Origin of the sequence: Allokutzneria sp. A3M-2-11 16, from assembly GCF_024213555.1 — a bacterium.
GTDB lineage: Bacteria > Actinomycetota > Actinomycetes > Mycobacteriales > Pseudonocardiaceae > Allokutzneria.
Genome location: NZ_JANAVO010000003.1, coordinates 194,188 through 208,049, shown reverse-complemented (window position 1 = coordinate 208,049; position 13,862 = coordinate 194,188). Strand labels below are relative to the sequence as shown.

Sequence of the window (13,862 nt, the reverse complement as noted above, 5' to 3'; positions counted from 1 at the left end):
ACAGTGGACTATTCATTGGCTCAAGGTGCCCCCGTCCGCAGTTCGTCAGCCAGGTCCGCCTGGCCATAGGCCAGCAACAAATCGGGAAGCCCTCCGAGCAAGGCGCGCTGTTCATTCACCGACAGCCGGGAGACGAACTGGGTCGTCACCCTCGACAACAGGTCCGCGCTCCCGTCACCGAAGCGGCCCGGTTCCGCCGCGATGACATCGCTGACCTCCTTGATTTTCCCGTCTTCCAGGTACTCGATTTTGTCAGGACAATGCCGCAGCCACCAGGCATACGCGGTGGCGCGCCTGCTCAACACCGTCGCCAGGGCGGACATCCGAGCATCGAGCCGCCAGTTGCGGAGGTACTCGGCACGCTTCTGACCATCGAGTTCGCCAAGCACGGCGTCATGGCGAAGATCCTCCCTGACCAAGACCTCCGCACCAGCCTCGATCCCGGGGAAAGCCGAGACTGTGAGGGGACCGGCACACGCGAGTACCAATCGATCAGCCACTGACGACCGATCACCCGGCTCACACTCCCGGGACACCTGCACGGCAACTGATCGCAGTTCTTCTCGAACAGCCGCCTCGACGAGTCTTCGTTCCCAAACGCCATGGCGATCGGCACGGCGCCACTTCCCTTGAAAGCGAACCTCGAACGGCACTCCTGGTACGCGGCTCGGCAGCGCGTGATCGAACACGACAGGACACCATCCACCTTCGGCGACCGGCTCCTCCCTGCATCGCCGGAACGGCAGCAGCATCGCCATCAGACACCTGCCGGAACAACATGATGCCGACGACGGAGCAGATCCAGCCACAGCTCGTGCTCAGCGCCGTCGGTCCGGTGCATCACCCGACCTGCGACCAACACCGCCGCGGCTGTGCTGTTGCCGCGCAAGAGGGTGGCTGCCTGGATTCTCAGCCCTTCCAGGGCGTCGAAGGCACCGTGGAGGTGAGCCCGGATCCACCCCAGAACCGCCTCAACGGCTTCGTTCTCCAAAGCTGGATCGTCGAAGAGCTCTCTCCATTCAGTGGCGAGAAGATCGCTGTCGGCGGTGAGAGCACGGAGGACCTCCAGGTTGTTCCCCGGTGTGATCAGCGCGGCGAACATTCTCCGCCGTGCCTGTCCCTTCACCTTGTCCAGCAACGCACGCGGCTCGGGGTGCGTGCCTGCGATCGAGCGCAGCAGGTCTGCCGCGCCGGCTCTGATCTTCAAATGAGAACTCTCAAGCAACCAGCGGATCCGGGTGAGAGTCAGATCCGGGTACTCCGTACCGAACCGCCCTCGGCATGCACGGAGCACGGCCTCCTGGCTGTGCAGCGAACCGGATCGCGCCCAGTCCCGGAGTGTCCGCCGCAATCCTTGTCCTACAACGGGATGACATGCGCCAATCACGACAACGTGCTCGGCGAGCCTCCGGCAGTTCGGGTGGTTGACCACGCTCTTGATAACCGAGACGTCGTACAGCTCTTCGGCCAGGGCGACCAGCATCGCAGCGATGCGTTCCGGATTGGTGGTGGCCAAGCCATCGGGGGCCGCGAGCTCTCCCATCCATGCCAGCAGGGTCTGCCGGATCTCCGGGTAGTTGAGCCAGACATGGTTGAAAACGGCCTGATCACGTCCGGGATGGCCGGCGGTGAGCGATGCGGTGCCGTTCGCGTAGGTGGCGTCGATTGCCTTCAACTGTCCGCTGAGGCTCGGCTGTACCAGGGCTTTGGCCGCACCGTACGGAGCGTCGAGCTTCTCAAGGAGCAGGTCACGCGCTGACGTGATGTTCTCTACCCGATCGCCGTCACGCACGGCGATCGCCAGCATCAACACACGTTGGACGAGCTCTTGCTCCGACTCAAACTGCTCTGCCAGGTAGTCCGGCCAGTTCGACAGGCGTTGCACCAGGTCCCTGAGCCAGTTCTCTGCTCTGTCGTCAGCCGTCGCGATCGCCTCCGCCACGCGTACCGCCATCCTGGGGCGGACGTGCTCGTTGAGCAACCCCTGGAGCTCTTGCGCATCAAGGTGGTTACGGCGATCTCCACAGCGCAGACGGTGCTCGAGATGCGCGATGGCGACAGCCTTCGCCGGGGGCCTTTCAAGATCGACAGTGAACTTGTCGGTCGGGTCGATACAGCCGCGCCACTGCTCAGGAGTCGCGATCACCACGATGCGTGACCCGATGTCGTGCAACCGCTCGCCATAGGAAACTAGTTCCCGGCCGAACCGTTCCGGGAGGCCAAAAGTGTCCAGCCCCAGATCCAGCAGGAAAAGGGAGTTCGGATGCTCGGGCAGCCCTTCGACGGAGCGGTCCCACTCGTCGATCAGCTCTCGCGGGTGCAACGACGGTTCGCTCCGCGAGGAGAGCGCGTCGTGGAGCAGTCGAACAGCAGCCGTTCGCCTGCCCGATCCACCTTCTCCTCGAATCACAGCGACGCCGTAGCGTTCCAACGCTTCACTCGCCTCGTCGAAGCGGAGCGGGGTGACGAACTCGGGACGGGCTATGACCTCGAGCTTGTCGGCGCGCATCACCTTCCGCTGGTAGTTGTACTGGTTCCCGGCAATCTGGGTGAGATCACCGTCTCCGGCGACGAGAGCGTCCTGCTTCACGCCCCCGGCGACGATCCACACACCATCTGGTTGTGCCATCAGAACCCACCACCGTTGTACTGGTCGCGACCGATCTGGGTGAGCGCGCCACTGCCCCCCACCACGCCCTGCTGGTGGACCGACAGGGTGTCAGTCGACAGCCGCCTCTCCCGTTTGGGCCTGAAGCCCGGGATGTTCCTAGCGATGTCATCAGCGAGACGTCGGACGGACGCCGTAGTGTCCCGGTACTGCACCATGCGGTACTGCCGCCGGGCTAGCGCGGCGATGTCCTCCGGCAGCTCGGAGGAATGCGGCATCCTGGCACCTTCGACCAGGACCGGAATCACGCAGTGGTTGCGGCGCAAAGCTTCCGCGATCTCACGGCGCACCCAGTCATCGGGATGGTCGATTCGACGCACGTCGCTGTGGCGTTCGCGCATGTCCAGCCATTGAGGCCCAATGACCGCGAGCAGGACTGGGCATGTACGCACTGCGGGCAACATCAACTCCGTGAAGTCGTATCCGGCTCGAATGGACTCGGAAGCGTAAAAAACGACACCCTCACCGAGATGCCTGGACAACTCCTCGTAAAGAAATCCAGCAAGAGCCGATGAATCACCCTTGCGATAGTTCAGGAAGACGCTGTGCATGAGATTCTCCGAGACTGACCCGACGGCTGGCCCGGCAAGTCTCTCCCGGTGGAACCTGCGGACTCCAGCGCTTCTTGTATTCCGTTCAAAGTGAATACAAGATCCAGCCCCAGGGCGACCCGCGATGCGCCACGATTGGTCTCACGGAAGCACCGGGCTTCCACGAAGTGGGGAGAGCAGCGATGTTTCGTTTCTCGCGAGGGCTGGCCGACATCGACGCTCGGTTCCTGACCGAGATCGACAAGAATCCGCCGTTGGTGCTCGACGGCTGGCAGATCGGCGCCGACGTGCCCGATCGACCGATCAGGTTGGACGAGCTGAGGGAGATGCTCCTCAAGCGGCGAACAGATCATTCCGTCAAGGACGGCGCGTGGTCACTCCTGGTGGAACGGGCACAGACCGGGTGCAAGAGGTGGACGCTGGGCGCCATCGGCGTCATGCTTCCGGGGCTGAGCTCGGCGGCCACGCGGATCACCAACAGCTACGGCGGGGAGCGCGCAGATGTGGAAGCTGAGGTGCTGATGGGCTTCCTGGAAGCGCTCAAGGTCGTCGACCCGAGGAGGCGCGAGCTGTCGCGACACCTGTGGAAGCTGGCCTTCGAGCGCGGAGCGTGCTCTCGCCGAGCGTCGCGATCGGTGCGCGATGTGTCCGGCCCGCTCCGTGGAACGTCCATGCAACCGCCGAGCGGGCACCCAGATCTCGTACTGATGCGAGCGGTCGAGGACGGCGTGATCACCCCCCTGGACAGCGAACTCATCGGCCGGACGCGGCTGGAGAAGCAGCGTCTCTCGTCGGTCACCCGCGACCTGAAGGTCTCGCTGTCCGATGGGGAGCCGCGGCGCCAGGCGGCCGAGCAACGACTCATCTCCCACCTGTTGCGTGTCGGCTGAGGTGAGCCAGCGTTCCGCCGGTGATTCGAAACGTCGCCTCTGACCGGCCTAATCGCACTTGCGCACACAGATACCCCGAATCGAGTCGACGGCGGCAATCACGGCCGCCGCGCAGCTGAGGGATAGAGCTGCGACGGTTGCCCCTCGGCATGCATGTTGATCAGCACCGTCACTACCGCCCATGCCTGAACAGCCACAAAAGCACCACCAGGCCAAGGTACAGCACAAATCCTTCGGATTGAGAAGCCCTCTTCTGACTGGACCGCTTTGCTAGAAACCTGTACATCTCGACCAACCTCCTGATTTTGCCTTACTGGATCAGCGAATGCGGTTACGCTCACTGACCCGTGCCATCAGCCGTGAGCATGCTTCCCGCCCCGCTGAGGGCGGCCCGAACCATGGAGTCGTCGTGCACAAGCAGCCGGACCCGTTCGGACGGGAACTCAGGCGACTACGCAAGGAGAAAGGCCTCACGCTCAGGGAGCTAAGTAAAGAAGCGCGGGTCAGCTTTGCTCACATCAGCAATCTGGAGCATGGCCGAAAAGAGCCAACTGCGGAGATTGCCAGAAACTGCGATCGCGCTCTCGACGCCATGGGGAAGCTCACCGCACTCGTTCCAGAAATGAGGCGACGAACCCGTAGAAGAACGGAGACGACGCATCTCATGTTGACGCCGCCGAAGGACAATGATCACCCTCCGAGAATCGGCAGACGCGCGGCTCTCTTCGGAGCCGCCGCATCCTTGATGGCGTCCGGCGACCGAGCACCAGCCGTGCCGGACGAACAAACGCTCACCCGGTTCAGGAACCTCTTCGAGGAGACCCGGAGCCTCGGGCAGACAGCGAGCCCCATCAACGTGCTCGGCGCCGCTGTCTCGATTTCCCAACTGTTGCAAACGGCGACGCACCAAGCTCATCCGTCCCTTCAGCCCGAGCTGACTCTGCTGCGCGCCCGTTTCGCCGAGTTCGCTGGTTGGATGGCGCAGGAGTCCGGAGACGACGGTCTCGCACTTGAGTGGACCAACCATGCCGCGAACCTGGCGTCGCAGGCAGGCGATCGCGACCTGAGGACGTACGCACTGGTCCGCAGGGGACTCATCGAGATGTATCAGGGGAACGCCGCCCTCACGATCGCTTTGGCCCAGCGGGCCCAACTGGATGAGAGGACTCCCGCGAGAATCAGAGGCCTCGCAGCACAACGGGAAGCACAGGGGCACGCGTTGGCCGGCGATCGCGACAGTGCGCTGCGCGCGTTGGACAACGCCACGGCGCTCCTCGCCCGGGCGAGGCGATCCGATAGCCGACCGATCCTGGGCTCGCAGCACGTCGTCGATCAGGCGGCGATCGCCACAGGGTGGTGCCTGAGCGACCTGGGCCTCCACAAGCGTGCCACCGAGGTTCTGGATCGCGAGGTACTGCGGATACCCCAGAGTGCCTCGCGTGCGCGACTTCGATTCGGAGCGCGTCGGGCGCTTGCCCATGCGCGTGCGAACGACCTGGATCACGCATGCGAACTGACCCGAGAACTGCTCGGCATCGTCTCGGTCGTCGAGTCGGCCACAGTGGCGTCTGATCTCCGGCACCTAGCGAAGCTGCTCGCACCGCATCAGGACTACCGGCCCATCGGCGAGCTGTATCCGTTGCTCGTACACGCACTGAGCTGAGCGGACGAGGGGGAAGCTCCATGGCGACGGTGTTCGTCAACTACCGAACGGGTGACGGGGAGGACGCGGCCGCTCACATCGACGACGACCTGTCCCGCCGCTTCGGCTCGCGACACGTCTTCTTCGCGGCGAAGTCGATCGGGCTCGGGACGCGATTCCCGGAGCGGCTGGACAGTGCGCTACACACGTGCAAGGTATTGCTCTGCGTCATCGGGGAACGGTGGAGCACCAGCACGGACCGTTCAGGACAACGGTTGATCGACCGCTCTGACGACTGGGTACGTCGTGAGATCGCTACGGCGCTCCGCCGCGGTGTGATCGTCATTCCCGTACTGCGACGGGAAACCCGACTGTCCAAGGAGGAGCTTCCGGAGGACATCGCGGACATCGCCGAACTGCAGTACCAACGCCTCTTCACCCGCAGCTGGAGACGGGACATGGCGGAACTCGCGGACCGCATCGCTGCCGCCGTGCCAGAACTGCGACCCACACCTGGTTTGCCGCTGTTGGGTACTTTCCCAGCCGTTCCGGATCAGGCCTGGCAATGCGGAATGGAAGTGGCGATCGGGGGACGGCCCTACCTGCTCGTCGAACCAGTCGAGGACACACCATCGTCTGACCGCCGCTGGGTGGCGCGTTCCGCGTCAGCGGAATCGCTCGAACCGTTGAGCATCTCCTTTTCCTTGCGGCAGCTACGTATTCTGCGCCCATGCCCTGCCGGCGAAGCACGTCGCGATGCGCTCGTCGCCGAAGGCGAGCTGCTGCGGTCGCTCGCAGGAAAGCCTGGAATCCCACGGCTGCACGAGTTGATCGACACTCCCACTGAAGCCAGTCTGGTGTTCCAACGCCCCGCCTTGCCGAGTCTGGCCGACCTCTACGGCCCAACTGAGACGCGGCTCCCGCTGTTCCTACTAGGACGGTGCCTCCGACTGATTGCAAGCTTGTGCACGACCTTGGTTCCGCTGCACCAGCGAGGCCACGGGCACCGTGACCTGGCACCCACCTCAATCCTCCTTCTGGCAGAAGAAGAGCGAAGCGGGCTTCGAGACCTTGGCTTGGCAACCCTTCCCATCACCGCGGGCGAAGGGCGACCGGACTATCGCGCTCCAGAGCAGCGACGCGGTTCAACGGCCGACCGATCACAGTCACCACAGATCGACGTGTACCAGATCGCCGCGATCACGTACCACATTCTCACTGGCCACACCTACTCCCCTGACCGCAGCCCCCCGGTGCGCATCATCACCCCCGAACTTCCCACGACGTTGGAGGAGTTGCTGTGTGCGGCCCTGCACGTCGACCCACGAAACCGTCCGCGCAACGCTCAAGCCCTCGGTGCCCATCTGAACACCGTGATCAGCGAGCTCGACCGAGGAGACAGCCGGTGAACGGCGAAGTGGAACTAGATCTCGCGGCACCGATAGCGCTCGTGCCGACCAGCAAGTCCCAGCAGCGCGTCTTAAGGCTTCGCCGAGAACACCCCCACATGCCCGACCTCGCAGAGGTTCAAAGCGATCTCCGTCAACGCACCGCCTGTGGCGGGGTCCTGGCAGCGATCCATCCTGATCGTCCGGATCTACTCGTGATTTACAGCGAACGATATTTCCTGTGGCTGCGGCCGAATACCCACGTTGACGTCTACGAGATCATCCACCTGGATCGGCTGCGCTACTCCGACCACACATTGGTCATCAAGCGCGCCATGCGGTTGAGACCGCCCACCTGGACGATCCTGGGCCGACGAGGCGACCCCGCCAGGCAAGGACACAGAACTCATTGGGCTGAGATCAGCAATGCTTGGAAGAACGTCGCAGTCGAGCCGACCTCACAGACGGAACTGATCACGCCGGAGCAGAACAAATTCCTGCGAACGGTCGAAAACCTCATCAAGGCCGACGAAGAAATTCAAGTGGCCGAGACCAGATCGGCACCGAGGATCCTCTACCGCGGGGTACGCGCCGCGCGTGAGGAGCGGCACTCAGCGCATGGGGTATACGTCTTCGCACTTTCCCACCCATCCGCTCTCGCCCGGAAGACCCAGGTCCAGCCGAGTGGGATGACAGGCTATCGAGGCACAGTCATCCGGCAGGACGAGAGCGACTTGACGGTGCGCTTCGACCAGATCATCGACTTCGACAAGCTGCCCAAACAGGGCCACTTGGAAGTTGTGTCAAGCACGATCATCACCCAGACGCAGCTGCGGGCGGTCAACGCTCTGCGGAGTGCCAACGCCATCAATACGACATTGCTGGGCTCACTGGTCGACGGGAAGTTCCGCTCGTTCACACCAGATCAGACCGTCCGTCCGAGCATTCAGCTCGACGATGATCAGTTCACCGCGCTAGCCCGAGCACGGGCGGTGCCAGACCTCATGCTTGTCATGGGGCCTCCTGGAACGGGAAAGACCCGGACCATCACGGAGATCGCCCGATCCTGTGCCGGTGGCCATGAGCAGGTGCTTGTCAGTGCACACACCCACAAGGCCGTGGACAACGTGGTCGAAGGTCTTCCTGAAGACGTGCTGACCGTCCGGGTGGGCAATGAGATACACATGACCGAGTTCGCCAGGACCAGAACGGTAGGGCCGCAGACCGCGTCACTGCAGAAGCAGCTCGCCGCCGAAGTAGATCGCGACTCCTCGCATCTGATGAGCTTCAAGGCACACTTCGAAGTGGTCAAGGAGTGCTGGACGCGGCTGCGCGAACAGCTACCTAAAACATTCCACGCGCACGAGAACGCTGCCTCTCAAGCGGTCTCCCTCCGGGCTGCCACCGCACATTTCGAGGCCCCGTTGAGGGCACAAGTCGATGCTCTTCACCGTCGCGTTGAGGGGAGTGCTTCCCTTCTTCGTCGACGGGAGGAGGTTCTGCTCCACCATCGCGCACTGACGCAACAGGCGACGATACGCGCGAGCAAGGGACATCTCTTTGCATGGGCCAACCGCTGGAGCGCGCGGCGCCACTACAAGCGCGCCGAGAGCGCCTTCCCGCCCTACCAGGAGGCATTTCACGATCACGGGCGCCTCAGCGCCCAGCTGGGGCAGGTTTGGCAGGCACTTCAGCAGCTCCCTCGAACTCATCCCGAACTGCTGCGCCTCACAGATGCCTGCGCGGAGGCTCGAAAACAGCTCGATCGTGCCTTGGACGAGCTCGCCGCGATCTGGTCAGCGCTGGACCGGATCGTCCGGCACGTTCAACCCCATCCCCGACCGATCCGGGAGGATCTGACTCAGTGGGAGGAATACGCGCGCTGGTGCAATACCACCTTTCCGGCCTTGTGCGCGAAGGCGGAGCTGCTGTCGGACTGGCGCGACCAACTCGACAAGCCGACCTACGAACTCCAGCCCGAACTCATCCGCTACGCCGATGTCATCGCCGCGACGTGCATCGGCGTCGCCACCTCGGATCTCATCAAGGAGCTCAACTTCGACTTGGCCATCATTGATGAAGCTGGTCAGGCTCCACTTCCGAGCGTTCTGGTGCCGCTCGTCAGGTCCAGACGCGCGATCCTGGTCGGTGACCACAAGCAGCTTCCGCCGGTGCTGAAGAGCGAGGTCCAGGAGCTCGTCGCGAAGCGCATGGGGGAGCTGCCGAGGGAGATCACCAGCAGCGCTTTTGAGTCCCTGTTCTCGGTGGCTCCGGAAAGCAACCAGCTCATGCTCAGCGTGCAGCGGCGGATGCCGCGGGTGATCGCCGATTTCGTATCGGCTCAGTTCTACGAAGGCAAGCTCCGCACCGGAGTGGAACGGGTACACCGCGATCCACTGTTCGGCAGCGCGCTCGCTGTCGTGGACACCTCGGATCTCCCGTACGCCGAGCGGCGTGAAAGCCCGGTCCGCGGCCTCGCCGCGATAGGTGCTCCCCCCAAGGCGCAGGGGTATCGAAACCGCGCGGAGGCGAAGCTGGTGACCGCGTTGATCGCGGACGCGACGAGGCGAGACGCCGAATGGTCGGTCATCACCCCGTACAACGGCCAGGTCGAGCTGATCAGAAAACTGTTGGTCGAGGAGATTGGCGACGAGAACCGCGTTGTGGACAATGTCGGCACAGTCGACGCTTTTCAGGGCGGCGAGCGTGACCTGATCATCTACTCGTGCACGCGCAGCAACACCAGGGGCAAGGTCGGCTTCCTGAGCGAACTGCGCCGGTTCAACGTGGCGATCACCCGAGCGAAATCGCAGCTGGTGCTTGTCGGGGACTTCTCAACGCTGGCTAATGCCGACGATGACAGCTTCCGCGCGTTGATCAGCTCCCTGCTCGAACACGTACGACAACATGGCGAGCGACACGCCTCCTGCGCGCTGCGCTCTCGGCTCGACGAACAGCTGTGAGGCATCTGTGACAAGCAACGAGGCACGGCGCATCACTTTCCCCGTCTATCGCGCACTCGAACGAGCAAACCGCGTGAGCGACCTGCGACCAAAGCGCTACTTCACAGTTCTGTTTCCGTTGTGGCAGGTCGGAATACGCGCCAAGTTCTTGGACTCTCAGCCTTACGAAGTGCTGGACAAATTCCTCGAGCGCGCGGTCACTGAATGTGGGATTAACACAGTTGACGGGCTCGCCACCTTCTTTGGCTTGCGCCCCTCAGTGATCCGGCGTCTGGTCGCCTTCCTCATCAAGCTCGGACACATCGAGATGCGAGGTGGGGAGATCACGTTGACCACCATCGGTTCCCGATCGGTGGCCATGTCCGTGAGGTACACGATCAAGCACATCGAGCAGGAGCTGCTCTTCGATAGCTTCACCTGCTCACCTTTGCCCAAGACATACTACAGCATCCCGCTTCCCACGGAGCCGCTGCCACCCTGCGAGGAGACCTACCGGCAGAACTTCCGTCCGCTGTCGGCCCGCTTCGCCGGGAAGCCCTTCCAGGCCAAGGCTCTCAGTGAGCTGGCGGCACAGCCGGATCGTGATGATTTCAACCTGCCAAAGGAATTCACTGATCTCACCACGACCAGCGTCAACACCGTGTACCTCCCCGTCTACCTGGTGCGAGCGGCGAACGAAGACGGTGCCGACACCTATCTCGCCTTCAGTCGAGGGGCCAATGACCGCGATGTCTTCATCGAGCGACTGTGCGCCGATGTTCCCAGTATCAAGCACACCTTGGACGTAGAGAAGACCAATGATGAACCGGACATCCTATGGACCAAGTGGGCGAGCAAAAACGGGTTCGAGCCTGCGCAGGTTCTCTCCGAACTCCCTAACGGTGTGTGGCGAGCAACGCTGCCGAACGACGTCTTCACAGGAGCTGCCTCCAAGTTCGGGCTCCCGATGATCGGGTCGTACAGGCCATTCGAACAACACTTCATCCAGTTGTGGTGCAACGATGCTCGTCTGCGCAGACGAGCAGCCGAGGAACGCGCGCTTTCGTTCCTCAAGACACCTCAACTCAATACACGCGCCGCTCTCAACGAACAGCTGACGTATCTCTGCCAACAGTTGGAGATCGACACGCTCAACGCGGACGACCTCTGCGTAATCGCGAGGAACCGCGATGAATCACAGGCTATCGAGATCCTCGACAGCCTGGTGTAGAGACAGGACAACCCGAAGAGGGCTCGACCGTAGGTTCAGATTTGACAACAGGAGTGGCGAGCGCATCTGCGGGGCACTCTGGGGGCATGCGGGTGCTGATGATCTCCGACACGCACGTGCCACATCGGGCGCGGGCGGTGCCCGAGCAGGTGTGGCGGGAGGTGGACGGGGCGGATCTGGTGATCCACGCGGGGGACTGGGTCGAGGAGGCGGTGCTGGACACGCTGCGGGAGCGGGCGAAGGTGCTCGTGGGCGTGCACGGGAACAACGACGACGCGGGCATCCGGTCGCGGCTGCCGGAGGTGGCGCACGTGGAGATCGGGGCGATGCGGATCGCGGTGGTGCACGACACCGGGCCCGCGAAGGGGCGGGAGCAGCGGTGTGACGCGCACTTCCCCGGCGTGGACGCGCTGGTCTTCGGGCACAGCCACATTCCTTGGGACACAACGACTCCCGGTGGGATCAGGTTGCTCAACCCCGGCTCACCGACGGACCGGCGGCGCCAGCCCGCGTGCACCTATCTGACGGCGACCGTCGACGCCCGCGGCCTCGCCGACCTCCGGCTGCACGAGGTGACGCGGCCTCGCACGGAGGAATGACGGTCTTCAAGTCCCCCGAACCCCGCCCCGGCCGTCTCCAACCGCCACGTACCCCCTGGGTTTGGTGTCGTTTGCGACCGGCGGAGGCGGGGTTGGGGGTACTTGAAGACCAGCGAACCATGCGGTTAGGCCGTGTCCTGCAAGCCCTCCACGTCCACCCCGCCCTCCCCCTCCCGCGCTCGCCCCGTTTTCCCGTTTCGTACTCATAACGGGAAAAAGAGCGCTCTCAATGCCCGTTATGAGTACGAAACGGGGTTCGGTGGGCTGCGCGTGCTGATGTTCGGGGGCGGGCGAGGCGTTGTGGAGGGTGGGGAGTGGAAGTGGGGATCAGGGTCGCTGCTGACCACTTGTGGGACGGCAGCTGCTCGGGGGGTTGGGTGTCGTTTGCGACCGGCGGAGGCGGGGTTGCGCGTACTTGAAGACCGGCGAACCCCCGGGTGTGAGGCTGCGTGGGCGGTCGGTTAGAGGCGGCGTGCGCAGAATGCGGCGTCGAAGGCGTCGGCGAGGTGCTTGTCGCGTTCCGGGGTGTTGCTGTTGGTGGTGATGAAGACGGTGACCGTGCGGCCGGACCGGTCGCGGCCGCTGTAGGCGGTCACGCCGGGCACGTCACCGCTGTGCGCGAACACGGAGCCGCCGCAGCTGAGCTTGATCGAGCCGATGCCGATGCCGTACGAGAAGTTCTGCCCCGCGGCCGGGCGCAGGTCGGCGGTCATCGAGCGCACCACGTGCGGGGGCAACAGCTTGCCGGAGTACAGGCCCCGCCAGAAGACGTCGAGGTCAGCCGGGGTGGAGACCAGCCCGCCGCTCGCGCCGAACTCGTAGCCGGGGAAGCTCGTGACGTCGACGACCCCGGCCGCGGGGTTCGCCGGGTGCACGCCGTAGTGGTGGGCGTGCCGCCCGCGCAGGCCGTACTCCTTCTTCGTCGGCCAGTAGGTGCCGGTCATCCCGAGCGGCCGGAGGATGCGCTCCTCGGTCACCTCGCGGAAGTCCTTGCCCGCCAACCGGTTCACGATCATCCCGGCGATCAGGTAGTTGGTGTTGGAGTAGGCCCACCTCTCCCCCGGCTTCCCGGTGGGCGTGCGCACCAGGGCCACGTCGAGGTAGCCGGTGGGCTCCTCGGGGAACGGCTTGGACCAGTCGAAGGAGCGGTTGTACTCGGGGATGCCGCTGGTGTGCTGGAGCACCTGGCGGACGGTGATCCGCCGCCCGTCGATCTCCGCGCCCGCGCCCCGGCCGCGCACCACTCCGGGCAGGTAGCGCTCGACCGGCGCGTCCAGGTCGACTCGCGACTGGAGCAGGGTCACCGCGATGAACGGCTTGGTGACGCTGGCGATCCGGAACGTGTCGGCCGCGCCGGTCATCGGCCTGCCCGTGCCCGTTTCCGCGGTGCCCGAGGTCAGCGTCCGCTCCCGGCCACCGCGGTCGCGCACGTGCGCCAGCGCGCCCGGCACACCGTCCACTGTGGTCAGCAGGTCCAGGTTCCGCTGGACCTCGGCGAGGCCGGGTGGTGCCGCGAGCGCCGGGCCCGCCGCGCCTGCCAGCAGGACCGCCGCCAGACCGACCGTGAGCGCTCGGCGTACGTGCTTCATCGTCCAACCTCCGCGGGGTGTTGTGGCTGTGAGACCACTGTTCCGCGCGGGCGGTGGGAAGTCCCTGCGGTTGTCCGCAGAGTTGGGGTGGGGTTTTCCTCAGGGTCAGGCCGGATCAGGGATCAGGCGAAGAGGCGCTGGATGAACGTGATCACCGACTGCGCCGCGTCCCGCAGCCAGCCGAAGACGTTCTGCACGCCGTTCGCCGCGCCCTGCGGATCGTTGAGCAGCAGGTAGATCACGAGCGCGAGGGCGGCGAGGGTGAGGATCTTCTTGACGTCCACCTCACACATTGTCCCCTATGTCGCTAACGAGGTCATCTCTCCCCCGATAGATATTGAGCACGCTCTCGCGCGGGAGCC

General features: G+C 64.1%; 11 protein-coding genes. 6 read left to right on the top strand and 5 right to left on the bottom strand.

The window, feature by feature from the left end; all coding sequences use genetic code 11:
- Positions 1–20 precede the first annotated feature (20 nt).
- From NLX83_RS22700 to NLX83_RS22690, 3 genes are read right to left on the bottom strand one after another with little or no spacing between them, the layout of a single operon-like run.
- Positions 21–758, bottom strand: coding sequence for a hypothetical protein (locus NLX83_RS22700; protein ID WP_254237134.1), 738 nt, complete (start codon positions 756–758; stop codon positions 21–23).
- A complete protein-coding gene (locus NLX83_RS22695) occupies positions 758–2,629 on the bottom strand; it encodes a hypothetical protein (protein ID WP_254237133.1) in 1,872 nt (623 codons plus the stop codon). The genes NLX83_RS22700 and NLX83_RS22695 overlap by 1 nt, the downstream gene beginning before the upstream one ends.
- Complete coding sequence (locus NLX83_RS22690) at positions 2,629–3,219, bottom strand: toll/interleukin-1 receptor domain-containing protein (RefSeq protein WP_254237132.1); 591 nt, start codon at positions 3,217–3,219, stop codon at positions 2,629–2,631. The genes NLX83_RS22695 and NLX83_RS22690 overlap by 1 nt, the downstream gene beginning before the upstream one ends.
- Before the next feature lie 182 nt (positions 3,220–3,401).
- Between NLX83_RS22690 and NLX83_RS22685 the strand changes: the two genes are divergently transcribed.
- From NLX83_RS22685 to NLX83_RS22660, 6 genes are all read left to right on the top strand, one after another.
- On the top strand, positions 3,402–4,109 hold the full coding sequence (locus NLX83_RS22685) for a hypothetical protein (protein ID WP_254237131.1): 708 nt from the start codon (positions 3,402–3,404) through the stop codon (positions 4,107–4,109).
- Between the two features lie 409 nt (positions 4,110–4,518).
- A complete protein-coding gene (locus NLX83_RS22680) occupies positions 4,519–5,772 on the top strand; it encodes a helix-turn-helix domain-containing protein (RefSeq protein ID WP_254237130.1) in 1,254 nt (417 codons plus the stop codon).
- Positions 5,773–5,792: 20 nt separating this feature from the next.
- Entirely contained in the window at positions 5,793–7,160 is a 1,368-nt protein-coding gene (locus NLX83_RS22675) for a protein kinase domain-containing protein (protein ID WP_254237129.1), read from the top strand.
- Positions 7,157–10,102, top strand: coding sequence for a DEAD/DEAH box helicase (locus NLX83_RS22670; protein ID WP_254237128.1), 2,946 nt, complete (start codon positions 7,157–7,159; stop codon positions 10,100–10,102). The genes NLX83_RS22675 and NLX83_RS22670 overlap by 4 nt, the downstream gene beginning before the upstream one ends.
- A 73-nt stretch (positions 10,103–10,175) precedes the next feature.
- Positions 10,176–11,312, top strand: a complete 1,137-nt coding sequence (locus tag NLX83_RS22665; RefSeq protein ID WP_254237127.1) for a hypothetical protein — start codon at positions 10,176–10,178, stop codon at positions 11,310–11,312.
- A gap of 86 nt (positions 11,313–11,398) precedes the next feature.
- Positions 11,399–11,911: a metallophosphoesterase family protein gene (locus tag NLX83_RS22660; RefSeq protein WP_254237126.1), complete on the top strand. Its 513-nt coding sequence runs from the start codon at positions 11,399–11,401 to the stop codon at positions 11,909–11,911.
- Between the two features lie 461 nt (positions 11,912–12,372).
- Here NLX83_RS22660 and NLX83_RS22655 read toward each other — a convergent pair whose 3' ends face one another.
- Positions 12,373–13,500 carry a serine hydrolase domain-containing protein gene (locus NLX83_RS22655; RefSeq protein WP_254237125.1) on the bottom strand — a complete coding sequence of 376 codons (1,128 nt, stop codon included), beginning with the start codon at positions 13,498–13,500 and terminating at the stop codon, positions 12,373–12,375.
- Positions 13,501–13,622: 122 nt separating this feature from the next.
- Positions 13,623–13,784 carry a hypothetical protein gene (locus tag NLX83_RS22650; RefSeq protein ID WP_254237479.1) on the bottom strand — a complete coding sequence of 54 codons (162 nt, stop codon included), beginning with the start codon at positions 13,782–13,784 and terminating at the stop codon, positions 13,623–13,625.
- Between the last annotated feature and the right edge of the window lie 78 nt (positions 13,785–13,862).